This window comes from Methyloversatilis sp. XJ19-13 (genome assembly GCF_024580155.1).
Classification (GTDB): domain Bacteria; phylum Pseudomonadota; class Gammaproteobacteria; order Burkholderiales; family Rhodocyclaceae; genus Methyloversatilis.
Window position 1 is genome coordinate 232,726 of record NZ_JANINH010000005.1, and the last position, 25,885, is coordinate 258,610.

Genomic DNA, 25,885 nt, shown 5'->3' on the forward strand with positions numbered 1-25,885 from the left:
GGAGCAACCGATGCAACTGACCTTGTGGACCTACGAAGGACCGCCTCACGTGGGCGCCATGCGGATTGCCACCTCGATGCGCGACGTGCATTACGTGCTGCACGCCCCGCAGGGCGACACTTACGCCGACCTGCTGTTCACGATGATCGAGCGTCAGGACCGCCGCCCGCCGGTGACCTACACCACTTTCCAGGCACGTGACCTGGGCGGCAGTACCGCCGATCTGGTCAAGACCGCCGTGGCCGAAGCGTACGAACGCTTCAAGCCGAAGGCGCTGCTGGTCGGCGAGTCCTGCACCGCCGAACTGATCCAGGATCAGTCCGGCTCGCTGGCCTGCGGCATGAACCTGCCGATCCCGGTCATCCCGCTCGAACTGCCTTCCTACTCGAAGAAGGAGAACTGGGGCGCAGCCGAAACCTTCTATCACGTGGTGCGCGCGCTGCTCGCCGATCAGGTGCCGCCGCCGGGTACGCCGCGTCCGGCAGGCGCCGAAGGTCGCCGCCCGCGCGCCAACCTGCTCGGCCCGACGGTGCTCGGCTTCCGCTGCCGCGACGACGTGCAGGAAATCCGCCGGCTGCTCGACCTGCTGGGCATAGACGTCAATGTGATCGCGCCGCTCGGTGCATCGCCGGACGATATCCGCCGCCTGCCCGAGGCAGACTTCAACATCGACCTCTACCCCGAAGTGTCGCGCACCACGGCTTCGTGGCTGCAGCGCAACTTCGGCATGCCGGCCACCCGCGTCATTCCGATGGGTGTCGGCGCCACGCGCGACTTCATCGCCGAAGTCGCACAGCTGGCAGGCATCGATGCGTCGGCCTTGCTGGCTTCCGAACAGCCGGGCGTTGCGGGCTTTTCGTCCTCGCTGTCGCGCATGCCCTGGTATGCACGCTCGGTCGATTCGACCTACCTCACCGGCAAGCGCGTGTTCATCTTCGGTGACGCGACACACGCCATCGCCGCCGCACGCATCGCCAAGGAAGAAATGGGTTTCACCGTCGTCGGCCTGGGCACCTACAGCCGCGAATTCGCGCGCGACGTGCGCGATGCCGCGAAGCTCTACGATGTCGAAGCGCTGATCAGCGACGACTACCTGGAAGTGGAACAAGCCATCGGTGCCGCAGCGCCGGAGCTGGTGCTCGGCACCCAGATGGAACGTCACATCGCAAAACGCCTCGGCGTGGCGTGCGCGGTGATTTCGATCCCGATCCATGTGCAGGACGTGCCGGCGCGCTACAGCCCGGTGTACGGTTTCGAAGGCGCCAACGTCATTTTCGATACCTGGGTCCATCCGCTGGTGATGGGTCTTGAAGAGCATCTGCTGCAGATGTTCCGCGATGACTTCGAATTCCACGATGACGCAGCGGCGTCCCATCTGCCGGCTGTCGCGCGCGATGCACGGCCCGCTGCAGCACCCGTCGCCGCCGCCGAACCGGTGGCGACCGCCGTCGCGACACCCGAACCCGTCATTGCCGCAGGCGAGCCGACCTGGAGCGAAGACGGCGAGCGCGAACTGAAGAAGATTCCGTTCTTCGTGCGAGGCAAGGCAAAGCGCAATACCGAAGCCTTTGCACGCGAACACGGGCTGGCAACGATCACGGTGGAGACGCTCTACGATGCCAAAGCTCACTATGGACGCTGAATCCGTGTCCGCCGAATCCGTGCTCGCCGCACGTCACGACAGGGTGATCGAAGCATGACCTCCATCGGACTTCCGTCGATGCTGAGAAAGCGTGCCGTCGATACGAGCGCGGCTTCGGCGGTCACCCATCAGCCCATCAGCATCGTGATCGTCACGATGGACACCCACCTTGCGAGCGCGGTCGAACGTGCCCGGCCGCGTCTGTCGCGCGAATTCCCGGGTCTGACCGTGAGCCTGCACGCCGCGTCGGAGTATGCCGGCAACGAATCGGCGATCGCCCGCGTCAGGGCAGACATCGCCAGCGCAGACATCATCGTCTGCGGCATGCTGTTCCTGGAAGACCACTTCCTGCCCATCCTCGACGACCTGCGTGCACGTCGCGACAACTGCGATGCCATGATCTGCATGGCATCGGCCAGCGAAGTCGTGAAGCTGACCCGCCTCGGCCAGTTCGACATGGACAAGCCGGCCAGCGGCCCGATGGCGCTGCTCAAGCGCCTGCGTGGCAACAAGAGCAAGACCGCCACCGGCGGTGCGGCCCAGATGAAGACGCTGCGCCGCATACCGCAGATGCTGCGCTTCATTCCCGGCACCGCACAGGATGTGCGCGCCTACTTCGTGACGCTTCAGTACTGGCTCGGCGGCTCGGACGAGAACGTGCTGAACCTGTTGCGCCACGTCGTCGACCGCGGTGCCGATGGCCCGCGCAAGGAACTGCGCGGCAAGATCAAGGTGCAGCCGCCGATCGAGTACCCGGAAGTCGGTGTGTACCACCCGCGCATGCCGGGTCGCTTTGCCTACGAAGCGTCCGCGCTGCCAGACCCGATCGGTCGCGACCTGCGCGGCACGGTCGGCGTGCTCGTGCTGCGCTCCTACCTGCTGTCGGGCAATGCCGGTCACTACGACGGCGTGATCGCCGCGCTCGAGGCGCGTGGCCTGCGCGTCGTACCGGCCTTCGCCGCCGGACTCGACTCGCGCCCGGCCATCGATCAGTTCTTCCTGAAGGACGGCCACAGCATCGTCGACGCGGTCGTGTCGCTGACCGGCTTTTCGCTGGTCGGCGGTCCCGCCTACAACGATGCCAAGGCGGCCGAGGAAATCCTGGCGCAGCTCGATGTGCCATACGTCGCGGCGCACCCGGTCGAATTCCAGACACTCGATCAGTGGGGCGAGTCGGATCGCGGCCTGCTGCCGGTCGAAAGCACCATCATGGTCGCCATCCCGGAACTCGACGGCGCGACCAGCCCGATGGTGTTCGGCGGCCGCCCGGGTGCGCCCGGCGTCACCTGCACCGGATGCCATCACGCCTGCACCTTCACCGCGGCGGACAACAAGCAGGACATGCACAGCTGCCCCGAGCGCGCGCAGACACTGGCCGCGCGGGTCGACAAGCTGGTGGCGCTCAAGCGCAGCGAACGCGCCCACCGCAAGGTCGCCATCGTCATTTTCAACTTCCCGCCGAATGCGGGCAGTGTCGGCACCGCCGCCTATCTGTCGGTGTTCGAGTCGATGTTCCACACCCTGACGGCGATGAAGCAGCAGGGCTACCAGGTCGACCTGCCCGAGAGCATCGATGCGCTGCGTGATGGCGTGCTGTTCGGCAACGCATCGAAGTACGGTGCAGACGCCAACGTGCATGCGCTCATCAGCGCAGAAGACCACGTGCGGCGCGAACCGTGGCTGAAGGAAATCGAGGCGCAGTGGGGCCCCGCGCCCGGCAAGCAGCTGAGCAACGGCAGTTCCATCCTGGTGCTCGGCAAGCAGTTCGGCAACATCCTGATCGCGGTGCAGCCGGCTTTCGGTTACGAAGGTGACCCGATGCGGCTGCTGTTCGAAAAGGGGCTGTCACCGACGCACGCCTTCTCCGCCTTCTACCGCTACCTGCGCGAAGACTACAAGGCGCACGCCGTGCTGCACTTCGGCACCCACGGCGCACTCGAATTCATGCCGGGCAAGCAGAGCGGCATGGGCGGCAACTGCTGGCCGGATCGCCTGATCGGCGACATGCCGAACGTCTACCTTTACGCCTCCAACAACCCGTCGGAAGGCGCGATCGCCAAGCGCCGCTGCGGCGCCACGCTGATCAGCTACCTCACACCGCCGATTGCGCAGGCCGGTCTGTACAAGGACCTGAACGAACTGAAGACGTCCATCGAGCGCTGGCGCACGATGGAACCGGCATCGCCGGAGCGCGCCGACCTCGCGGTCGTGCTGCAGGCGCAGGCCGCCGCACTTGACCTCACCGCCGCCGAGCCGCTGTGGGACATTTCGCCGGCCGGCGATACCGACGCCCGCGTGATGAAGCTGGCCGAGCAGATGCTCGAGCTGGAATACACGCTCATCCCGCACGGCCTTCACGTGGCCGGGCGCGCACCGTCGGAAGCGGAACGCGTCGACATGCTGCTGTCGATGGCCGATGCCTCGCACGGACAGCAGCTGGAACGCACTGCGATCGAGGCACTGGTGGCCGGCCTGAGCATCGACCGGGTACTCAAGCTGTCCGGGCTGCCGCGCGACGACAGCACGGTCGAACTGTTCAACGAACTGGTCGACATCAACGGCAAGCTGGCCGAAGACACCGAAGTGGCCGCGATGCTGCAGGCGCTCGACGGGCGCTACATCCGCCCGGCACCGGGCGGCGACATCCTGCGCACGCCGGCGGTGCTGCCGACCGGCCGCAACATTCACGGCTTCGACCCGTTCCGCATTCCGAGTGCGTTTGCGGTGAAGGACGGTGCTGCGCAGGCACAGCGCCTGCTCGACCGCTACACCGAAGACGGTTTCCCGCTGCCGGAATCGATCGCCATGGTCATGTGGGGCAGCGACAACCTGAAGAACGAAGGTGCGCCGATCGCCCAGGCGCTCGCCCTGATGGGTGCGCTGCCGCGTTTCGACAGCTACGGCCGCATCGCCGGTGCCACGCTGATCCCGCTGGAAGATCTGGGCCGCCCGCGCGTCGATGTGGTGATCACGCTGTCCGGCATCTTCCGCGACCTGATGCCGCTGCAGATCAAGCTGCTGGCCGAAGCGGCATGGCTCGCCGCCGCCGCCGACGAACCGCTGGAGATGAACTGGATCCGCCGTCACGCGCTGGCGTATCAGCAGGAACACGGCTGCACGCTGGAGATCGCCGCACTGCGCGTCTATGGCAATGCGGAAGGCGCCTACGGCTCGAACGTGAACAACCTGGTGGAAAGCAGCCGCTGGTCGGACGAAGACGAGATCGCCGAAACCTACACCCGCCGCAAGGGCTTCGCCTATGGCCGCACCGGCCGCGCGTCGCAGCAGACCGCATTGCTGCAGAGCGCGCTCGCCAATGTGCAGCTGACCTACCAGAACCTCGACTCGGTCGAACTTGGCGTCACCACGGTCGACAATTACTTCGACACGCTGGGCGGCATCACGCAGGCGGTCAAGGTGGCGCGCAACGGCCATACGCCGCCGGTCTACATCGGCGACCAGACCAAGGGCGACGGCGCCGTGCGCTCGCTGCAGGAGCAGGTGGCGCTGGAAACACGCACCCGCATGCTCAACCCGAAGTGGTACGAGGGCATGCTCGCGCACGGCTACGAAGGCGTGCGCCAGATCGAAACCCACATCACCAACACGATGGGCTGGTCGGCCACGACGGGTCAGGTTGCCCCGTGGGTCTATCAGCAACTGACACAGACCTTCGTGCTCGACGACGGCATGCGCAACCGGCTCGCCAGCCTGAATCCGACCGCCGCCGCCAAACTCGCAAACCGCCTGATCGAAGCGCACGACCGCGATTACTGGCAACCCGACGCGGCCATGCTGGCCAAACTGCGGGCCGCTGGCGAAGAACTGGAAGACCGTCTGGAGGGCGTATTCCAGCCCGTCAGCGCATGAAAACCCCTACCCCCCCGTCCGCCCGTGCGGACACACCCGAGGTCTCAGAGTGAACACAGTCACCACCACCCACGTCCCGCTGTCGGCGCTGAAAACGCGCAACCCGGGCTCGTCGCGCAATGACGGAGAGGGCAGCGTGCAGGTCCACCTCGACCCTTCGCTGAAGCTCGGTACCGCAAAGGTTTTCGCGGTGTATGGCAAGGGCGGCATCGGCAAGAGCACGACGTCGTCCAATCTGTCGGTCGCCTTTTCCAAACTCGGCAAGCGCGTGCTGCAAATCGGCTGCGACCCGAAGCACGACTCGACCTTCACATTGACCAAGTGCCTTGTCCCGACGGTGATCGACATTCTCGAAACAGTCGATTTCCATTCGGAAGAACTGCGCACCGAGGACTTCGTTTTCCCCGGCTACAACGGCGTGATGTGCGTCGAGGCAGGTGGCCCGCCGGCGGGCACCGGCTGCGGCGGTTACGTGGTCGGCCAGACGGTCAAGCTGCTGAAGGAACATCACCTGCTCGAAGACACCGATGTGGTCATCTTCGACGTGCTGGGCGACGTGGTATGCGGCGGTTTCGCCGCCCCGCTGCAGCATGCCGATCGCGCACTCATCGTCACCGCGAACGACTTCGACTCCATCTTCGCGATGAACCGCATCGTCGCCGCCATCCAGGCCAAATCGAAGAACTACAAGGTGCGTCTCGGCGGCGTGATCGCGAACCGCAGTGCGGCCACCGACCAGATCGACCGCTTCAACGAACGGGTCGGCCTGAAAACCATGGCGCAGTTCCGCGACCTGGACGTGATCCGCCGCAGTCGCCTGAAGAAATCGACGCTGTTCGAAATGGACGACAGCCCGGAAGTGCTCGAAGTGCAGCAGGAGTACATGCGGCTGGCTGCTTCGCTGTGGGCCGGCACCGATCCGCTGATCGCCGAGCCGATGAAGGACCGCGACATTTTCGATCTGCTCGGTTTTGACTGAGTTCTCGAACGGGACCGATGACACCATGAACAGCTCTTACATAGATCGCCGCGGCCAGATCCAGACCTACTTCGACCGCACCGCGGTCGACGCCTGGAAGCGCCTGACCTCCGACGCACCGGTGGGCCGCGTGCGCGCCACGGTGCGCGCCGGGCGCGACCGCATGCGCGCAACGCTGCTCGACTGGCTGCCGCAGGACCTGCGTGGCCGCAAGGTGCTGGACGCCGGTTGCGGCACCGGTGCGCTGGCGGTCGAGGCGGCACGGCGCGGCGCACACGTGGTGGCCATCGACCTGTCGCCCACGCTGGTGCAGCTGGCGCGCGAACGCATGCCGGAAGACCTGAACGGCGGCGAGATCGACTTCCGTTCGGGCGACATGCTGGATCCCGCGCTGGGCTGGTTCGACCACGTGGTCGCCATGGATTCGCTGATCCACTACCGGGCCGACGACGCCGTGCGCGTGCTGTCGGGGCTTGCCGCGCGTACCGAACATTCGATCCAGTTCACCTTCCCGCCGAGCACGCATGCGCTCGAAGCGATGCGCTTCATCGGCAAGTTCTTCCCGCGCGGAGATCGCGCGCCGTCGATCGAACCGGTACGCGAAACCCTGCTGCACCGGCTGATCGACGAAGAGCCTGCACTCGACTGCATGGCCATCGGTCGTTCCCGGCATGTGTCGAGCGGCTTCTACAAGTCGAAGGCACTGGAGCTGTGCCGCAGATGAAAACGCTGTCCGCCCGCTCGCTCAACGACCGCGCTGCAAAGCTGTGGACGGGCGTGGGCACGCGCTTCCTGCCGTTCGCCGATGTCGCGACGGCGGAGTTGCCGCTCGGGCGTCTGCTGCGTCTGTCGCTGTTCCAGGTGTCGGTCGGCATGGCGACGGTGCTGCTGATCGGCACATTGAACCGCGTGATGATCGTCGAGATGGGCATGGCCGCCTGGCTGGTTGCGCTGATGGTGGCGCTGCCGCTGCTGTTCGCGCCCTTCCGTGCGCTGATCGGCTACCGCTCGGACACGCACCGTTCGGTGCTGGGCTGGAAGCGCGTGCCCTATATCTGGATGGGATCGCTGATCCAGTTCGGCGGCCTGGCCATCATGCCGTTCTCGCTCATCCTGCTGTCCGGCGACACCCAGGGTCCGGCGTGGATCGGACAGGCGGGCGCCGCACTGGCCTTCCTGATGGTCGGTGCCGGCATGCAGACCGCGCAGACCGCCGGCCTCGCGCTGGCCACCGACCTCGCTGCGCCGGCGAACCGGCCGCGGGTGGTCGCGATGATGTACCTGATGCTGCTGGTCGGCATGGTGGTCAGCGGCATCGTGTTCGGCCTGTTGCTGGCCGACTTCACGCAGCTGAAACTGATCCAGGTGGTTCAGGGCTCGGCCATGCTCACGATGGTGCTGAACGTCATCGCGCTGTGGAAGCAGGAACCGCGCGGCATGCGCACGCAGGCGCAGCAGGCGCCGCGGCTGCCGTTCCGCGACGTCTGGCGCAGCTTTTCGCAGCACGCCCGCGCCACCCGTTACCTGTGTGCGGTCGGTCTGGGCAGCGCGGCCTTCAGCATGCAGGACATCATTCTCGAACCCTACGGCGGCGAAATCCTCGGCATGGGCGTCGGCGCCACCACGTCGCTGACCGCCATGATGGCGCTCGGCGCGATCGCCGCCTTCGCACTGGCCGCACGCGTGCTGGCGCGCGGCTTCGACCCCTACCGGCTGGCGGCACTTGGCGCGCTGACCGGCATCATCGCCTTTTCGGCCGTCGTGTTCGCCGAACCGCTGCATTCGGTGCCGCTGTTCCGCGTCGGCGTGGCGCTGATCGGCTTCGGCGGCGGGCTGTTCTCGGTCGGTACGCTGACGGCCGCGATGGGACTGGAAAGCGGCGGCCTCAACGGCCTCGCACTTGGCGCCTGGGGTGCGGTACATGCCACCAGCACCGGTCTGGCGATTGCACTGGGCGGCGCACTGCGCGACGTCGTGTCGGGACTGGCCACGTCGGGCGCGCTCGGTTCGGCGCTGAGCAGTCCGGCGATCGGCTACAGCTTCGTTTACCACTGCGAGATTTACATGTTGTTCGCAAGCCTGATCGCGATCGGCCCTCTGGTCCGCTCTGCGCATCATTCATCCACACCACGCAGCACGAAGTTCGGACTGGCCGAGTTTCCCGGCTAATCGTCATTCCAAGAGGGAGATCAAAATGGGTACTGGTGCCATCACTGCATACATCGACGTCGCGCAGATCACGCTCTACATGTTCTGGGCCTTTTTCGCCGGCCTGATTTACTACCTGCACCAGGAGAGCAAGCGGGAAGGCTACCCGCTGGAATCCGATCGTTCGGGCAGCATCAAGGTCCAGGGCTTCCCGGCGATTCCGGATCCGAAGACCTACAAGCTGCAGGATGGCCGTACCGTCACCGCCCCGAACTTCGCTGTGTCACCGCAGACGCTGAAGGCGGTTCCGAGTGCCAGGTTCCCGGGTGCGCCGCTGAATCCGACCGGCAATCCGATGCTCGATGGCGTCGGGCCGGGTGCCTATGCAGACCGGGCCGACATTCCGGACGTGACCTATGACGGTCGCCTGCGCATCGTACCGCTGCGTGCCGACACCGCCTACGGCGTCGCGCATCAGGACACCGATCCGCGCGGCCTCCCGGTGGTCGGTGCCGACGGCAAGGTGGGCGGCGTGGTGCGCGACCTGTGGGTCGACCGCTCGGAAGCGATGTTCCGCTACCTCGAACTTGACGTGCCGGTCGGAGGAGGTACGCGCCGCGTGATGCTGCCGATGAACTTCAGCCGCATCGGCGCCCGCCAGGTCAAGGTGGCGTCCATCCTGGGCCACCAGTTCTCCAGCGTGCCCAGTCTTGCATCGGCGGATCAGATCACCTTCCTCGAGGAAGAAAAGGTCATGGCGTACTACGGCGGCGGCACGCTTTACGCCGAAGCCAGCCGCAAGGAGCCCTGGCTGTGAGCACGCTCAAGGCCGTGCCCAACACCGGGCACGAACACGAGTTCGAACCTCAGCTCGGGCTGCCGGAACGGCTTCCGCAGGATGAACGCGTGCTGTGGCAGGGCGCACCTGACTGGAAGCGCATGGCGCGCGAGCGCTTCCATCTGCCGGCGCTCACCGGCTACTTCACCGCCATCCTGATCCTGCGCGCCGGCTTCATCCTGTCCGGTGAAGGCAGCATCGGCGATGCCGCCATGGCCGTCGTCATGCTGCTGCCGCTGGTGGTGTTCGCGCTCGGTTCGCTGGCCCTGCTGGCCTGGCTGTCGGCGCGCACCACGGTCTATACGATCACCGACAAGCGCGTCGTGATGCGCGTGGGCATCGTTCTCAGCCTCACGTTCAACCTGCCGCTGCGACGCATCGAATCGGCCGGCCTCAAGCTGCACAAGGACGGTCACGGCAACATCCCGCTGACGCTGGGCGGCAGCGAACGCATCGCGGTGCTGCACCTGTGGCCGCATGCCCGCCCGTGGCGCGTGACGAAGCCGGAACCCATGCTGTGCTGCATACCGGACGCCGCCCATGTGGCGCAGGTTCTGCAAACGGCATGGATGGCCGCTGCCGGCGAAGTTGCAGCCTCAGCGGTATTGGCCGCGTCGCCAGTACAAGCCGCGAGCAGCGAAGCGACGCAGCCTGCTCGCAGCCTGAGCGGCAACACCCCGCAACTCGCGATCGACTGAGGTCAGGACCATGGAAGCTCACGTTGTCTCGCATCACCCGCTGTCACGCGGCCCGCTCATTGCCATCGGCGCCATGCTGCTGGTCGTGCTGCTGGCAGTCACCACGGTCAGGCTGTCGGGCATGAACATCAGCGTACCCGATGCCGCCGCCGTGGCAACACGCGATCTGCGCTTCGAGGACAGACCCGACGGCAGCATCGCCGTCATCGATGCCCGAAGCGGCATTGAGCTCGAATCGATCGTCGGTGAGCAGGGCTTCATCCGCGGCACGCTGCGCGGGCTCGCACGCGAGCGCAAGCGTCAGGGCATCGGTGCAGAGGTGGCCTTCCAGCTGGTCGGGCGAGCCGATGGCCGACTGACCCTGATCGATCCCGCCACCAGCCGCCGCGTCGACCTCGATTCGTTCGGTCCGACCAATGCCGGCGCTTTCGTCAAGCTGCTCGACGTTGCCCGGTCGCCCGAAATGCACGCCTCAGGAGCACCGCAATGACTACCGCCACCCACACCGCAGCCGCGGCTGCCGTATCCGAGGAATCGACCGCCAAGGCGCGCGTGAGCACGATGCTCAGCCCGCGCTTCTACACGACGGACTTCGCGGCAATGGAACGCATCGACGTCAGCCCGGTTCGCGCGGAATGGGACGTGATGATGGCCGAGTACGAAGGCGACAACAATCACGATCACTTCCAGCGAACGGAAGACTTCGGAGAGCAGATCAGGCAGCTGCCGCCGGAGCTGCACCAGGAGTTCATGGATTTCCTGATCAGCTCGATCACGTCGGAGTTCTCCGGCTGCGTGCTGTACAACGAAATCAAGAAGAACATCGAAAATCCGGACATCAAGGAATTGATGTCGTACATGGCGCGCGATGAGGCCCGGCATGCCAACTTCCTGAACATGTCGCTGAAGGATTACGGTCTGGGTGTCGATCTGGGTGGCCTGAAGCGCACGAAGAAGTACACCTACTTCAAGCCGAAATACATCTTCTACGCGACCTATCTGTCGGAGAAGATCGGCTATGCCCGTTACATCACGATCTACCGCCAGCTGGAACGTCACCCGGAGTTGCGCTTCCACCCGATCTTCCGGTGGTTCGAGCGCTGGTGCAACGACGAATTCCGCCACGGCGAATCGTTTGCGCTGATCATGCGCGCCAATCCGCACCTGCTGCGCGGCGGCAATCTGCTATGGGTCAGGTTCTTCCTGCTCGCCGTGTATGCCACGATGTACGTACGCGATCACATGCGTCCGCAACTGCACCAGGCCATGGGTCTGGATGCCGACAACTACGATTACGAAGTATTCCGCATCACGTCGGAAATTTCCAAGCAGGTCTATCCGCTGACGCTGGACACCGACAGTGCGGTGTTCCGTGCCGGCTTCGAGCGCCTGTTCGCGCTGGCACAGGCGAACGAGCGCGCCAAGGCACAGGGCGGCGTCATCGGTCTGGTCAAGCGCGGCGCCTGCGCGGTGGCCGCATTCGGCACCTTTGCCCGGCTCTACCTGCATCCGGTCAAGCGCAACGACATTCCCCAGTCCGTGCGCATGCAACCGGCCTGGTGATGCCGATGAGCGACTGGATGACGCCGGCGCTGTTTGCACTCGGCCTGTGGTGGTTTGCCACTGGCGCCATCCTCTATCTGGACGGTCTGCCGCGACGCACCTTCCGCCACAGCCTGCTGGCGGCCAGCGTGCTGATGGTGGCGGCATTGTTCGCGCTGAACCACAGCGCGGCCGAAACATCGGTCGCGATGGCCTACTGCAGCTTCACCAGTGCGCTCATCGTATGGGGCTGGCTGGAAATGACCTTCCTGATGGGCTTCATCACCGGCCCGCGCAAGCAGGGATGCCCGGAAGGCTGCGGCGGACCGGCACATTTCTGGCACGCCACGGAAGCGATCATCCATCACGAACTGTCGATACTGGTTGCCGCCATCGCCATCGCCGCGATCACCTGGGGCGATCCGAACCAGACCGGCACCTGGACCTTCATGCTGCTGTGGGGGATGCGGCTCAGTGCAAAACTGAACCTTCATTTCGGTGTGCGGAATTTCAGCGAGGAGTTCCTGCCGCCGCACCTGACCTATCTGAAGAGCTTCTTCCGGCGCCGGCGCATGAACCTGCTGTTTCCGTTCTCGGTGACGGCCGGAACCATCGTGACCGTGCTGCTGATGCAGCAGATCGGCGCTGCCGGCAACAGCGAGGCGACAACCGTCGGTTTCACGCTGCTGGCGACGATGTCCGGACTGGCGGTCATCGAGCACTGGTTCATGGTGCTGCCGCTACCGTTCAATGCGCTGTGGAAATGGGGCCTGAAATCACGTGAAATCAAATCCGCTCCGGCCGTGATGCGGGTTCATGATTGTTCGAAGCCGGTGCACACGCACCGCATCGTCACCGCCGAAGCCGCCAAACCCTGATCCGCCTGCGGGCAACCGCTCGGGCACGGCCCGACCGGTGCGCCCGGTTCCTTACTCGACCTTTGCCTTGCCCAGCAATGTGGTGACGTGCTCCTGCACGGCCTGCTGCTGCAGGTGCTGGACCATGCGCTCCTTCACCTGTTCGAGCGGCGGCGGGCCCTTCTTGCGCACGTCATCGAGCAGAATGACGTGAAAGCCATACTGCGTCTTCACGGGCTCGGTCGTGTACTTGCCCTTTTCCAGCTTCGTCATCGCGTCACTGAATTCCTTGACGTAGGTCGCCGGATCGGCCCAGCCGAGATCGCCGCCCCGTTCCTGGCTGCCGGTGTCCTTCGAATACACCACCAACGTACCGAAGTCGATGCCGCTGTTCAGGTTGTCGATGATGGATTTTGCCGCACCTTCCTGATCGACCAGGATGTGCCGCGCCTTGTATTCCGTACCGGTACCCATCTTGGCCGCGGCGCGGTCGTACTCGGCCGTGATCTGCGCGTCGGTGACCGGATGATCCTTTGACCAGCCGTCGAGGTAGGCGTTGATCACCATCTCGTCGCGCGCGTACTCGATGCGCTGCAGCAGCGCAGGATCCTTGTCCACCTTGCCTTCGCGAGCTGCCTGCAGCAGCACCTCGCGACGCACCAGGTGATCGCGCACGCGCGAACGCAGGTCCGGGCTGTCGAGCGCGCCCTGAGCCACCTGCTCCTTGATGAATACGTTGCCAAGTTCCGACGGTATCTGAACGCCGTTAACCCTGGCGACCTTGTCGGTGAATGCAGGGGCAGTTGCGGCCGCTTCCTGCGCCGAAGCGGGCAGTGCTGTGGCGATCGCGATTGCGGCGGCCAGACAGCTCAAAGTGTGGTTCATCGGTGGATCCTTCTGTTTTCTGGTATGGGCTCTGGCCGCAGCGCTGCGGGCACTGGCGAGGCCATGCATTAGTGGGAACGCGGAACGGAAAGGTTGCAGCCCGGCCGCGCTCCCCGGCGGCAGATTCTCTCAGGTTCGTGGTCGGGCGCGAACCCCCGCAGTCATCACACTGAGGCAGTACAACCCCTGTTGCAGCGCAACACCACCTGTGAAGCAAACGCGCGACAGTGCTGCGTTAACGGCTTCGGGCCCCGAAGGGCCCGAAGCGTACTGCGAGGGTCCGGATCCGCCCCCGCAAACGCCGTCTGGCACGGCGGGGGTGATGCAGGAGCGGCCGGACGATCTTTGCCGACCACCGGCACGCGGCCGGCGACCGAACTTACGGCTTCGCCGCCTCTGCCGGCATCTCGGCGGCCGGCTCGACCGGCGCCTCTGACGCAGGCGCCTCCGGTGCAGCCGCTGCCGGGATCGCCGCCATCGCGCCGGCTGCGCTGAGCGCCATGTAGTCCTTCAGCATCGAAACACCGTACAGCGGCTTGTAGGCACCCTGATGGCAGGTCGCGCAATTCACCTTGGCCACATCACCCAGGGCGCCGAGACGATGGACCGGAAAGGTCTGCGTCAGCGGATCCATATAGGCGTTGTTCAGCTCACGCGACATCCGGATGCCGTGCCAGGCCGTCACGCGCTGCGGCGTACTGGTTTCCCATGACGAGAAGGCACGCGTGTTGTGGCAGTAAGTGCAATTCACGCCGAGGCCATCCGACATGTGCATCATCAACGCGTAGGTGTCTTCGGTCGCCTGGATCGATCCCACCCGCACGTTCGGCAACGCGGTCTTCGCATTCACGGCGATCGTGTTGGCCTTGCTCAGATACGGGGTGAAAGGATCGTAGGGCAGCGATGCATAGGCCACCGACTCGGCCGGGGTGTTCTGCCCGCCCTTGCTGCCGACCATGCGCGTCGCGTGCTTCTGCGGCTCCGGTGCGAACCACACATTGGCCGGAACCGGCATGCCGCGGTGGCAGGTGTAGCAGGTGACGCCGGTGTCCGCGACGTGGGTCTTGTAGTCGCTGTTGATGGTCTGCGTCATCTGGATCATGCGCCGCGCAACGACCTTGGTGTAGAGCGAGTCATCGGCCAGATTCTGCAGGTTGTGGCAGTAGCCGCAACCCTGCTCCGGCGCCACCCACTGCGTCATGGCAACCATGATGCGGGTGAATTCGGCCACGCTGACGTCGCCCAGCACCTTGACGTTCTGATACACCTCGGACGCCTTCTGCCCTTCCTGCGGCGCTGCGGGCAGTGCCGCCGGTACGGCATGGATGCCGGCCTGCCCGGCGACGATGCGAGGGTTGGAGACCTTGACCATCGCCGTGCCGCGGAAGCCATGCTGCTCGGTGGTGATCGGCGGCTTTTCGCACGCCGACACCAGCACGCCGGCCGCCAGCAACAGCGCGACGCGGATGACTGTACAGGACTTCATCATTGTTGCGCTCCTTGCAGCATTGCGGGATCGACAACAGTGCCGAATACCGCCGGGTACATCGGTGCGACGTGGTGCTTGACCGCCCACAGATACCAGTTGTCGACCACGGTGCCGGTGAGCAGGATGCCGATGCCGCCGGTCAGCGGGCACAGCACTGCGAACCACCAGGCCCAGCGGTGGATGGATTCCATCGACGCGTTGAAACCCATCGTCCAGCGCCAGAACAATGCTGCACGTTCCGATGCCGTACCGCGATCGACGATCTGTTCGATTTCGCGTTCGCCACCGAAGCGGCTGACCGCAAGGATGGTTGCACCGTGCATGGCGAACAGCAGCGCCGAACCGTAGAGGAAGGCGATCGACAGCATGTGGAACGGGTTGTAGAACAGATTGCCGTAGCGGATCGAGAACGCAGCCGTCCAGTCCAGGTGCGGAAAGATGCCGAACGGAACCGCCTCCGACCAGGAACCCATCAGCAGCGGACGGATGAAGCCGAGCACGAGATAGAGCCAGATCGCCGCGGCGAACGCCCAGGCCACGTGGGTGCCCATGCCGAGCGCCTTGGCGCGGCGGTACATGCGCAGCCACCACAGCATGATCGACAGCGTCAGGAAGAAGCCGGCCATCAGCCACCAGCCACCCTGATTCAGCGGCGGCAACTTCAATCCGTATTCCGGCGGCGGCGGCTCGAGGCCCAGCCAGAACAGCTGGCGCACGAACTCGATCGGGCTCCAGTTGACCGACGCCAGCATGTTGAGACCGATGATCTCGAACGCGACCAGGAAACAGACGATCGATGCGATGCCCAGCCAGCCCAGATAGATCGGGCCGAGTTGCGCATCGCCCAGCCTGCCGAACAGATGCACATCCGTGGGTTTGCCCATCCGCTCACGGTCGTCGCGACCGATCGAGACGCCCGGGAAGGCGGGTCCATGCACCTGGACCTGGGTGAAAATATTCTGGTATTCCGCCATGACTCTACCCTCTCTTTCTTCTGTTAGCGCCACACGGGGAGGTTGAGCCACCAGCTCCACCATTCGGGCCAGCCGCGCGTCCAGAACGGGCCGCTGATGATGATGCACACGGCACTCCAGAAGACCGCCGACAGCGCAAGGAACAGCCCGAGACGGTGCACACCGAGCGTACCGATCGAGTAGCCGATCGCATCGCGGAAGAAGGTGTTTTCATGATCCGGCGTCTTGACCACTTCGCCCTTCGCGGGGTTGGTCGAGGACAGGATGAGCGCGCCGTGCAGCGACAGTGCGAGGGTGGTGGCAAAGAAGAAGCTCACCGCCAGCATGTGCGCCGGGTTGTAATGGAAATGCAGATACTGGTAACCGGTATTCGAAACCCAGTCGAGGTGACTCATGATGCCGTACGGGAACCCGTGCCCCCATGCACCCATCAGGATGGGCCGGAACACGACCAGGGTCACGTAAGCCAGAATCGCGAAACCGAACGCTACGGGAACGTGATAACCGATGCCGAGCTTGCGACATATCTCGACTTCCCGGAGTGCCCATGACACGAAGGCCCCGATTGCGCACACCGTGATCAACTGCCAGAGCCCGCCTTCCATCAGCGGTGCCATGCCAAGCCCGTAACTCAGGTCGGGCGGCGCAACGTTGATCTGCCACAGATTCCAGGTCGGCCCCTGCGAGGCACTCCAGACGATCAGCAGCGTTCCCACTAGGGAAAAGAACATCGTGGTGACGCCGAAGAATCCTACATAGAAGGGGCCCACCCAGAAATCGAACAGGTCTCCGCCTATCAGCGTGCCACCGCGGACGCGGTACTTTCTTTCAAAACTGAGCATGGACATGCCAACCCCCTTTTGGGAAGCCTTCGGGCCTCCACTTTTCAAACCTGGCTTCGCAACAAGCGAGGCCGGGCAGGCCCGGTCCTCGCCAGACTTGCGCCTTCCTCTCTACTGCACCTGATTCAGTGCAACCGGTGCCGGCATTGCGACACTTGCCGCAGCCATCGGCTTCTTGCTCGGTCCTTCGATCCAGTTGAAGCGATCGGTACTGAGAAGAATGAAATGAATCACGATCGCGAGCACGAACAGAAAGACGGCCAGAGCCACCAGTGATCTGCGCGGATCGAACAACATCCATATACGCCACATATTCTTGCTCCTATGCCTGGTAGATGTAGGGAATGACCGAGTACGTCGCCGCCTTGATGCCTTCGAACAGCGACGCATAACCCTCGGAACCGGGGAACCAGGGACGCCAGTTCCACACGAGGATGTGCGCGATGATTGCGATGACTGTGAAGACGATGAAGCTGGTCATGAAAATGGCGTGGAATTCCCGCGCCTCGGAAGCTGTCAGTCCTGACAGGGATCCGCTGTTGGCATCAGCCATAACATTTACCTCCTGATGGGCCTTTCGGCCGTGTTACCACCGCGCAAACCCCGCGCGGCAGGGACTTTCGGGGCAGGCCGCACCCCGGAAGATCGTGTTCCGGTCAGACCGGACGCATTTTCGTGTTCTGTCACTGCGCCTTCGCTGCCTGCCGGACTCATGTCGGCTCGAGCGCCAGGCGCGCATTCATTACGCGTTCCGCCGTGATGCGCGCTTCGTCGGCGCGACGGGCATCTTCTTCCGCCCGGTCACGCAGGCGCTTGGCTGCCGAAATGCGGACCAGGAAGGGCTTTTCATTCACGTACTGGTCGAGCAGGCGCTGCGCCTCGTCGTCCCAAGGACGCGTATCGGCGCGCGAGATGCGCGCAGGTGTCGGATCCACCCGGTCCATGTCGGTGGACAGCGGCAGGATGTGGAACAGCGCGTCGAACAGCGCGTTGCACACCTCCTGCACGACATACGTCGCACCGGCATAGCCCATGAAGGGCGTGCCCGTGTGGCGGCGGATGATGGCGCCCGGGAAAGACGTCGGGATATAGCTGGCACGGGCGCCGCATTCGGCCATGTACATGCGTTCGTTGTAACTGCCGAACATCACCAGCGGCGTCTTCTCGCGCACCAGACGACGCACGTCCGCGTTGTCGGTCTTCTGCCCCGGGCAGCGCGACACCGCGAAGTTGCACGGCAGGCCCATGTCTTCCTCGAGGAAGTGGCGCAGGCCGCGCGCGTAAGTTTCGTTGGCGACGACGGCGAAGCTGGCGGTACCGAAGAAGTCCTGGGTGACCGAGCGCCACAGGTCCCAGATCGGCTTGATCGTCGTGTGCTTTTCGCGCTCGATGAAGGGCTCCGGATCGACACCGGTCAGTTCGCCCAGCTTGCGCAGGAAAAGGGTGGTGCTGTGCAGGCCGATCGGCGCCTGCAGGTAGGGACGTTCCAGCGTTTCGCACAGCAGGCGACCGAATTCCCGGTACATGCAGACATTGACGTCGGCATCGACCAGCTTCGGTACGTCGGCCAGGTGACTCCCGAGCGGGAACACCATATTGATTTCGCAGCCGATGCCTTCGACCAGGCGGCGGATCTCGGCCAGATCACTCGGCGTGTTGAAGGTGCCGTAGATCGGCCCGATGATGTTCACCCGCGGCTTTGCGCCTTCAGCGCGCGGCTTGCGCTCCGGTATCTTCTTCGTGCCGTACTGTGTCCAGAGCCAGTTGATGGCGCGATTCGCGCACTGCCACTGGTCCTCGTCGATGGTGCGCGGCAGGAAGCGCTGAATGTTCGTGCCTTCGGGCGTCACGCCGCCACCGATCATTTCGGCGATGGAGCCGGTGACCACCACGGCCGGCATGTCGGGATCGAGCACCGCGTGCGCGCGCTTCATCGCCCCTTCGGTGCCTTCGCGCCCGAGTTGCTCTTCGGCCAGTCCGGTCACCACGATGGGCAGTTCATGCGGCGGCAGGCCGTCGGTGTAGTGCAGCACCGAGGTAACCGGCAGGTTTTCGCAACCGACCGGACCATCGATGACCACCTGCAGACCCTTGACGGCGGTGAACACATACACCGCACCCCAGTAGCCGCCTGCGCGATCGTGATCGAGGACTAGCATGTCGTCCTCCGCCCGGCGGTCCGAAGGAGGGCGACCGCCCCCTCGAGGGGCAGCCGATGGTTGGCGCGGGGGATCCGATTCGGCCTCATATGGCCTCCTCTACGCTGCGCGCCTTGGCCAGCTTGGCCATTTTCGCCTTGTAGGCGGTGCGGAACTCGGGATGGTCCTTCGGAGATTCCTGCCAGACACCGGCGGTGTGCCCGGTGCCGACGCCTTCGAAGAAGTCACTCATGGTGTCGAAGCGCGCCTTGTTGGCGATGGCGGTGTTGACCACCGTCGCCAGCGAGCCGGCACCGGCCGGTCCCATCAGCGGGCGGGCGGAAATCAGGTTCGTGAAGTACAGACCCGGAATGCGGGCTTCCTTCGCCGCCTGCACGATGGGCGTCGTGCCGATCGCCAGGTCGGGCTTGAATTCGTGCATTGCCGCCAGATCCTGCTCCAGCGATGCGCGGTACTGCACATGGACGCCGTGCGCGTTCAGCCAGTCGAGGTCGGCCGCGCTGTGCACCGTCTGCGGGCAGGCCGTGCCGACGTAGCGCAGATCGGCGCCGCTTTCGACCAGCAGGCGGGCAACCAGCAGTTCGGACCCTTCATAGCCGCTGAGCGTGATGCGACCCTTGATCGGATTGGCCGACAGCGCGCCACGGATGGCAGGCAGGAAGCGGTTTCTGGCCGCATCGATCTGAGTCTGTCCGACATTGCATGCGTTGCCGATGGCCTGCAGCCAGGCATCGGTGCCGTCGTGTCCGACCGGCGCCGAACCGACGATGGCGCGCCCTGCGGTTTCGAATTCACGGAAACTCGCGGTGTAGAAAGGATGGATCCCCGCCACCACGGCGCAATCGAGGGCTGCATACAGCTCGCGCCACTCTCGCGTCGGGACCACCGGACCAGCCGCCAGGCCAAGGGGTTCCAGCATTGCACCGATGCCGACCGGATCCACCGGAAACATTTCGCCCACCAGGGCGACCGTGGGTTTGTCGCTGATGCCGTTGCGCGGCGCCTGCACCGGGCCCTGCTCGGCTTCGGTGCGTGCGTAGCGCAGCATCGCGCCGGCCAGTACGTCCTTTGCCTCGGCGTGCGTCGGCACGCCGAAACCCGGCACGTCGATGCCGATGATGCGCACGCCGTTGATGTCCTTGGGCAGCAGCTGCAGCGGCACACCACTGGCGGTCGGCACGCACAGATTGATGATGACCACTGCGTCGTACTGCGCCGGATCCGCCAGCTTGAACACCGCTTCGCGGATATCTTCGAACAGCTTGCCGGTCACCAGCGATTCGCTGTTGAACGGCACGTAACCCACGCTGCGACGCGCACCGTAGAAGTGCGAGGTGAATGTCAGTCCATAGACGCAGCAAGCCGAACCCGACAGCACGGTCGCGGTGCGGCGCATGCGCAGGCCGACGCGCAGCGAACCGAAGGCCGGACACATCGACTGGGGCTGATCGTGCGGCCCCTTCGGATAGTCCAGTGCGTACTGATCCAGCACACCGCTCTTGCCGGCGGCGCGGGCCGCACCCTCCAGCTGGTCGCGACCGGCATGGCAGCCCAGACCGTCGCTTTTCAGCGCATCGGCGTTGATGACCTTGATGTCGGATATGTTTGACATGGTGGCCACCTCAAACGGTGTCGTACACCACTTCGAGCGTCGGCTTGATCACTTCATCCTTGCCCAGCATGTCGGCCACGGTAGCCGGCGTCATCACGTAGTCACGCCCCGTGACATCGGCGGCGAACAGTCCCAGCAGGCCGTCCTGCGTCATCGGTTTCGGCCGTACCGGCGGCGCTTCGGCCACATTCATCGCCAGTTCCTCGAACAGCGGCGCCCACTGCGAGCCGGGCCGGCCGATGATTTCGTAGCTGGCGCTCTTGCGACGGATGTCGTCGTTGGCGGGAATCGTCGCCAGTACCGGTATGCCGGCGGCTTCGGCAAATTGCGCAGCCTCGCCGGTGCCGTCGTCGCGGTTGATCACCACGCCGGCCACGCCGACGTTGCCACCGAGCTTGCGGAAGTACTCGACCGCACTGCACACGTTGTTGGCGACGTACAGACTCTGCAGGTCGTTGCTGGCGACGACGATGACCTTCTGGCACATGTCGCGGGCGATCGGCAGACCGAAGCCGCCGCACACCACGTCGCCCAGGAAGTCGAGCAGCACGTAGTCGAAGCCCCAGTCGTGGAAGCCCAGCTTTTCGAGCGTTTCGAAGCCGTGGATGATGCCGCGACCGCCGCAGCCGCGACCGACTTCCGGTCCGCCCAGTTCCATGGCGAACACGCCATCGCGGATGAAGCAGACATCGCCGATCTTGACTTCCTCGCCGGCGAGCTTCTTCTTGCTGCTCGTTTCGATGATGGTCGGGCAGGCCTTGCCACCGAACAGCAGGCTGGTGGTGTCGCTCTTCGGGTCGCAGCCGATCAGCAACACCTTCTTGCCCTGCTGCGCCATCATGTAGCTGAGGTTGGCGAGCGTGAAGCTCTTGCCGATGCCGCCCTTGCCGTAGATCGCGATGATCTGCGTCGTCTTCGTCGCTTCACCGGTCGGGACCGGATCCGGATCGATGGCGGCTTCGGCACGCAGCACCTTGTTCAGGTCGAACTTGATCGGCGAAGTGCCGGACGATGTTCCGCAGGCGTCGCTCATGACAGGGATCTCCAGTCGAGAATCATTTTCAGGCAGGCCGGATCGGAGAACGCCGTGCGGTAAGCCGCATCCGCATCGGTCGCAGTCTGCCGGTGGGTAATCAGACCTTCGAGCGACAGCCGTCCGTCGGCTGCCATGTCGCGCACCGTCACCAGATCGCTTTCCTGCCACTGCGCGGCGATGCGCAGGCGGGCTTCACGCATGAAGGCCGGCGGGAAGTTGAAGGACAGTGCGTCTTCGTAAAAACCGGCCAGCACAATCTCTCCGTGCGGGGCCAGCCGGGCAATGAGTGCGTCGAGCAGGCTGCCGTCGCCGCTGACATCGCAGATGCAGCGGTAATTGCGGCGCTCGTCGGTGGCGGGGTCGATGACGCGATAGCCTTCTGCGCCGTCGGCGCGCGCCGGATTGCGTTCCCACACGATCGGGTCGCCCCCGGCGGCAACGGTCAGGCGGGCGATCATGCGACCCAGAACGCCGTGGCCGATGATCAGGTCGGGCAGGTGATCGCCGTCGGCGATCGCATGCTGCCCGGTTGCTGCAAGCGCCAGCAGGATGCCGCGTTCGCCGAAGCTGTCGTCCAGCGTGACGGTGCGGGCAGCCGGCACCACCAGGCGTGACGCCGCACCGCCGAACAGGCCGCGCACTTCGCCGAAGCAGCGTGCGCCCGGTACAAATACGTGATCACCGACATTCAGACCGGACGTGGCACCGGCGGCGCTGACGCGCCCCACCGATTCGTAGCCCGGCACCAGCGGATATCCCATTCCGGGGAACGGCGGCATGCGGCCGGACCACAGCAGGCGCTCGGTGCCGGTACTGATGCCGCTCCACTCGACGTCGACCACGACGTCGGCATCGCCTGCCGGCGTCAGTTGGAGCTGGCTCAGCTCCAACTGCTCCGGCTGCTTCAGTACCACGGCAATACTGTTCATCGCGCCTCCGCGTTGAGGACCCCGTCGTTCATGTGTCGCGACGGCTTGTCACCTTGAGTGTCATTCTAGGCTTACTCTGATTAGTGTCAACTAATCATTACATTTATGTCTGTAAATGTTTCGGACGCGCGACCAGCACGCACGTCTGCAAAGGAATACGGGTCGGAATCAGGCCGATCTGGCAGAAGCCGGCGGCGCGCAGCATTTCGGTCAGGCGGGCTTCGGAGCGCGGACGCCCGCGCCCCATCGCCATCAGGTAGAAGCCGAAGTAGGCGTCGCCCACCGGTTCGGCGCCGCGCACCCCGGACATCTGTTCGGCAATCAACAGCACGCCGTCGTCCGGCAGCGCACGATGGATGGCCCGCAGCAGCGCCATGACATCTTCGTCGTCATGGTCGTGCAGCACGCGCACCAGCGACACCAGGTCGGCACCGGTCGGCAGTTCGCCCGACTGGAAGGAACCGCCGAAGGCCGTGGCACGCGCGGCAAGACCGGCCGCATCGAAACGCATGCGTGCACGTTCGGCGACCGCCGGCAGATCGAACAGCTGAAGTGTCAGGTCGGGTGCGCGCTGCGCCGCCGAGGCGAGGAAGCTGCCGTCGCCACCGCCGATGTCGAGCAGGCAGCGATGCATGGCGACCGGATAGGCGTCGAGCACCTCGGACGCCACCATTGGCTGCGATGCCACCATCAGCGCGGTGTAGTCGCGGATGCGTTCGCCTTCCAGCGCCGACGCCTGTTCGTTGCCGGCATACGGCCAGTATTGCGACAGCGCCGTGCGCTGCGACAGGCCGCGCAGCAGCGCCAGCGGATCTTCGAAATCACGATAGATGCGGCCATGGTGTTCCACCATCGCCGCGATGCCCGGGTTGGCGACCATCGCCGTGCCCAGCATGCCCAGACCGTACCGGCCGCCTGAACGACGGGCCACCAGGCGCAGCGCGACCGCGGCGTCGAGCAGACGGGCCGCCGCTTCGTCCGACATGCCGATGCGCGTTGCAATCCGATGTGCCGCCAACGGTCCGCCGGCCAGCAGCCGGAACAGGTCGACCCGCACGCAGGCCAGCAGGATCTGCGAATAGACGAAGCCGCCACACAGATCGAACAGCGCGCGCGCCTCGCGCCGGGCTTTCCAGCGCGTCAGCGGAAACGCGGACGCCCAGTGATGAAAGCGCGGGCTGCTGAGCAGGCGATCGGCGGCGTTGCGCAGGCGATCGGCGAGACCGGGCTTGCGCTCGCCGTCGAAGGCCGACGAATCCATGCTGAACGGGGTACTCATTCCGTCTGTGCGCGGTCAGGAAGCGGGCGGGGCCGGCTTCAGAGAACGCTGTCGGCAAGTTCGCGCGGAATCAGCCGCGATGCTTCCATCGCGATGACCGCGCGCAGACCGTCTGCACCCGAACACACCGGCACCGAATCGATGGCTTCGGCCACCAGCAGGTTGAGGCGACGGATCGCACCGTGCAGGCCCAGTTCGCGCACAGCGCTCGGACGGCCGAGCGCCACGTCGCGACCGACCGGCTTGCCGATCCTGGACGCATCCGACGCCGCATCGAGGATGTCGTCGGCGACCTGGAAGGCTTCACCCATGCAGTCGCCGAGTGCACGCCAGGGGCCGGGATCCGCGCCGGCAGCCGCGGCACCCGCCATCGTGGCCGACGCAAACAGCGAACCGGTCTTGGCCTGCTGGTATTCGCGCAGATTGACGTCCGACTCGCACTCCCACGCCTGCCCGGCCACGATGCCCGACGGCACGCCGACCCCGCGGCCGATAATGGACAGCAGCGGCACCAGACGGTAGGGCGCATTCGCACCCCCACGCGCCAGGGTCTGGAAGGCGAGCACGATCAGCGCATCACCGGCCAGCACTGCGATGCGTTCGCCGTAGGCGCTGTGCACCGAAGGTTTGCCGCGGCGCATCGGAGCATCATCGAAGCAGGGCAGATCGTCATGCACCAGCGAAGCGCAGTGCAGCAGTTCGATGGCGGCGGCGGCGTGATCTGCCACCGAGGTGTCATCCTCACCGCAGGCGCAGGCGGCGGCCAGACACAGACGCGGACGGATGCGCGCCCCCCCCGGAAACACGGCATAACGGATCGCCGATGCCAGCAGCGGCGGGCAGGTCGGACCGTCGGCATGCGACAGTGCGGCTTCCAGCGATTGTTCGACTGCAGCACTCAGGGCCCGCTCGATACGCTTCATGCCGTCCATGTCCGTCTCCTGTTGTTGTCGTCGCGACTGTCAAGCTTGCTTGTCGCGTAGTCGTGTAATGTAATGTAGGCATTACACACAACAACGTCAATCACGATTTACAGGAGCTTCCGTGAGCGCACATGACAACGCACATGACAAGATTCGGAACGGGCAGGATGCGGAGCGCTGCCGATGTGCAACAGGCCCGTGGGCCTGCACCACGACAGCCAGGCGATGAACGCGCGCGACTTCTCGGCCCGCGTGCCGCCGGGCGGCTATCAGTGGTGGTATGTCGATGCGATGAGCGACGACGGCCGCTACGGCCTGACCATCATCGCCTTCATCGGCAGCGTGTTTTCGCCGTACTACGCCGCGGCGCGGCGGCGCGCGCCGGGCCGGGCCGATCCGCAGGATTTCTGTTCGGTCAATGTCGCGCTGTACGGCGACTGCCGGCGCTGGGCGATGACCGAACGGGGCGTCGGCGCGCTGCGCCGTTCGGCCCATGAACTGGCGATCGGCCCGAGTCGCCTGCACTGGGATGGTGACGCGCTGGTGATCGATCTCGATGAAGTGTCCACGCCACTGCCGCAACGCCTGCGCGGACAGGTTCGCGTACAGTCACCGGTGCTGTCGCGCAACGCCTTTGCGCTCGATGCCGAAGGGCGGCACCTGTGGTCGCCGATCGCGCCCTGCGCACGGGTCAGCGTGCAGCTCGATCAGCCCTCGCTGAACTGGCAGGGTGATGGCTATCTCGACAGCAACGCCGGCGAAACATCGCTCGAAGAAGCCTTCGTACGCTGGCACTGGTCGCGCGCCAGCCTGCACGGCGGCGACACGGCCGTGCTGTATGACGTGACGCGACGCGATGCGTCGAGCGCGTCGCTCGCGCTGCGCTTCGATGCCGACGGCGGCTTCAGCACCTTCGACCCGCCGCCCGAGCAGACGCTGCCGACCACGATGTGGCGGGTCGACCGGGCCACGCGCAGCGAGCATGCGGCGCCGCAGGCGCAAACGCTGGAAGACACACCGTTCTACGCCCGGTCGATGGTGCGCACGCAGCTGCTCGGCGAATCGGTCGGCAGCATGCATGAAAGCCTGGATCTCGACCGCTTCCGCAGCCGCTGGGTGCAGACCCTGCTGCCCTTCCGCATGCCGCGTCGCAGCGGCACGCGGGTGTGCGCGGCGCTGTAAG

General features: G+C 65.1%; 23 protein-coding genes. 11 read left to right on the forward strand and 12 right to left on the reverse strand.

Annotation, left to right across the window (positions count from 1 at the left end; all coding sequences use genetic code 11):
- Positions 1–10: 10 nt before the first annotated feature.
- From bchB to puhE, 10 genes are all read left to right on the forward strand, one after another.
- A complete protein-coding gene (gene bchB, locus NMQ14_RS09065) occupies positions 11–1,642 on the forward strand; it encodes a ferredoxin:protochlorophyllide reductase (ATP-dependent) subunit B (protein ID WP_257095373.1) in 1,632 nt (543 codons plus the stop codon).
- Positions 1,643–1,720: 78 nt separating this feature from the next.
- Positions 1,721–5,512, forward strand: a complete 3,792-nt coding sequence (locus tag NMQ14_RS09070) for a magnesium chelatase subunit H (protein ID WP_257095375.1) — start codon at positions 1,721–1,723, stop codon at positions 5,510–5,512.
- A 79-nt stretch (positions 5,513–5,591) separates the two neighbouring features.
- On the forward strand, positions 5,592–6,491 hold the full coding sequence (bchL, locus tag NMQ14_RS09075; protein ID WP_373457186.1) for a ferredoxin:protochlorophyllide reductase (ATP-dependent) iron-sulfur ATP-binding protein: 900 nt from the start codon (positions 5,592–5,594) through the stop codon (positions 6,489–6,491).
- A gap of 25 nt (positions 6,492–6,516) precedes the next feature.
- Positions 6,517–7,215 (forward strand): magnesium protoporphyrin IX methyltransferase, encoded by a 699-nt coding sequence (bchM, locus tag NMQ14_RS09080; protein ID WP_257095378.1) that lies wholly within the window; start codon positions 6,517–6,519, stop codon positions 7,213–7,215.
- Entirely contained in the window at positions 7,212–8,660 is a 1,449-nt protein-coding gene (locus tag NMQ14_RS09085) for a BCD family MFS transporter (protein ID WP_257095380.1), read from the forward strand. The genes bchM and NMQ14_RS09085 overlap by 4 nt, the downstream gene beginning before the upstream one ends.
- A gap of 25 nt (positions 8,661–8,685) precedes the next feature.
- Entirely contained in the window at positions 8,686–9,456 is a 771-nt protein-coding gene (puhA, locus tag NMQ14_RS09090) for a photosynthetic reaction center subunit H (protein ID WP_257095381.1), read from the forward strand.
- Entirely contained in the window at positions 9,453–10,175 is a 723-nt protein-coding gene (gene puhB / locus NMQ14_RS09095; protein ID WP_257095382.1) for a photosynthetic complex putative assembly protein PuhB, read from the forward strand. The genes puhA and puhB overlap by 4 nt, the downstream gene beginning before the upstream one ends.
- Before the next feature lie 10 nt (positions 10,176–10,185).
- Entirely contained in the window at positions 10,186–10,665 is a 480-nt protein-coding gene (puhC, locus tag NMQ14_RS09100) for a photosynthetic complex assembly protein PuhC (protein ID WP_257095383.1), read from the forward strand.
- Entirely contained in the window at positions 10,662–11,738 is a 1,077-nt protein-coding gene (gene acsF / locus NMQ14_RS09105) for a magnesium-protoporphyrin IX monomethyl ester (oxidative) cyclase (protein WP_257095384.1), read from the forward strand. The genes puhC and acsF overlap by 4 nt, the downstream gene beginning before the upstream one ends.
- Before the next feature lie 5 nt (positions 11,739–11,743).
- Complete coding sequence (gene puhE, locus NMQ14_RS09110; protein ID WP_257095385.1) at positions 11,744–12,595, forward strand: putative photosynthetic complex assembly protein PuhE; 852 nt, start codon at positions 11,744–11,746, stop codon at positions 12,593–12,595.
- 51 nt (positions 12,596–12,646) lie between these two features.
- Here puhE and NMQ14_RS09115 read toward each other — a convergent pair whose 3' ends face one another.
- The 12 genes from NMQ14_RS09115 to NMQ14_RS09170 all read right to left on the reverse strand — a co-directional run bounded on the left by NMQ14_RS09115 (position 12,647) and on the right by NMQ14_RS09170 (position 24,711).
- Complete coding sequence (locus tag NMQ14_RS09115; RefSeq protein WP_257095386.1) at positions 12,647–13,459, reverse strand: peptidylprolyl isomerase; 813 nt, start codon at positions 13,457–13,459, stop codon at positions 12,647–12,649.
- Between the two features lie 379 nt (positions 13,460–13,838).
- Complete coding sequence (gene pufC / locus NMQ14_RS09120; RefSeq protein ID WP_257095387.1) at positions 13,839–14,948, reverse strand: photosynthetic reaction center cytochrome PufC; 1,110 nt, start codon at positions 14,946–14,948, stop codon at positions 13,839–13,841.
- Positions 14,945–15,922, reverse strand: coding sequence for a photosynthetic reaction center subunit M (gene pufM, locus NMQ14_RS09125; RefSeq protein ID WP_257095389.1), 978 nt, complete (start codon positions 15,920–15,922; stop codon positions 14,945–14,947). The genes pufC and pufM overlap by 4 nt, the downstream gene beginning before the upstream one ends.
- Before the next feature lie 23 nt (positions 15,923–15,945).
- Positions 15,946–16,764, reverse strand: coding sequence for a photosynthetic reaction center subunit L (gene pufL / locus NMQ14_RS09130; protein WP_223300116.1), 819 nt, complete (start codon positions 16,762–16,764; stop codon positions 15,946–15,948).
- A gap of 111 nt (positions 16,765–16,875) precedes the next feature.
- Positions 16,876–17,076, reverse strand: a complete 201-nt coding sequence (gene pufA, locus NMQ14_RS09135; protein ID WP_069039366.1) for a light-harvesting antenna LH1, alpha subunit — start codon at positions 17,074–17,076, stop codon at positions 16,876–16,878.
- Between the two features lie 10 nt (positions 17,077–17,086).
- Complete coding sequence (gene pufB / locus NMQ14_RS09140) at positions 17,087–17,317, reverse strand: light-harvesting antenna LH1, beta subunit (RefSeq protein WP_257082284.1); 231 nt, start codon at positions 17,315–17,317, stop codon at positions 17,087–17,089.
- A 157-nt stretch (positions 17,318–17,474) separates the two neighbouring features.
- The gene (gene bchZ / locus NMQ14_RS09145) at positions 17,475–18,923 is read right to left on the reverse strand and encodes a chlorophyllide a reductase subunit Z (protein ID WP_257095391.1); all 1,449 of its coding nucleotides are present in this window, start codon (positions 18,921–18,923) and stop codon (positions 17,475–17,477) included.
- An 85-nt stretch (positions 18,924–19,008) separates the two neighbouring features.
- Positions 19,009–20,535 (reverse strand): chlorophyllide a reductase subunit Y, encoded by a 1,527-nt coding sequence (bchY, locus tag NMQ14_RS09150; RefSeq protein ID WP_257095393.1) that lies wholly within the window; start codon positions 20,533–20,535, stop codon positions 19,009–19,011.
- Between the two features lie 10 nt (positions 20,536–20,545).
- On the reverse strand, positions 20,546–21,568 hold the full coding sequence (locus NMQ14_RS09155) for a chlorophyllide a reductase iron protein subunit X (protein WP_190295015.1): 1,023 nt from the start codon (positions 21,566–21,568) through the stop codon (positions 20,546–20,548).
- On the reverse strand, positions 21,565–22,500 hold the full coding sequence (gene bchC / locus NMQ14_RS09160) for a chlorophyll synthesis pathway protein BchC (protein ID WP_257095395.1): 936 nt from the start codon (positions 22,498–22,500) through the stop codon (positions 21,565–21,567). The genes NMQ14_RS09155 and bchC overlap by 4 nt, the downstream gene beginning before the upstream one ends.
- Positions 22,501–22,603: 103 nt before the next feature.
- Positions 22,604–23,779, reverse strand: a complete 1,176-nt coding sequence (locus NMQ14_RS09165; RefSeq protein WP_257095397.1) for an acetylserotonin O-methyltransferase — start codon at positions 23,777–23,779, stop codon at positions 22,604–22,606.
- Positions 23,780–23,817: 38 nt separating this feature from the next.
- Entirely contained in the window at positions 23,818–24,711 is an 894-nt protein-coding gene (locus NMQ14_RS09170; RefSeq protein ID WP_257095399.1) for a polyprenyl synthetase family protein, read from the reverse strand.
- Positions 24,712–24,885: 174 nt separating this feature from the next.
- On the opposite strand from NMQ14_RS09170, the gene NMQ14_RS09175 reads away from it, so the two are divergent.
- Positions 24,886–25,884 (forward strand): carotenoid 1,2-hydratase, encoded by a 999-nt coding sequence (locus NMQ14_RS09175; protein WP_257095400.1) that lies wholly within the window; start codon positions 24,886–24,888, stop codon positions 25,882–25,884.
- The last annotated feature ends 1 nt before the right edge of the window (position 25,885 follow it).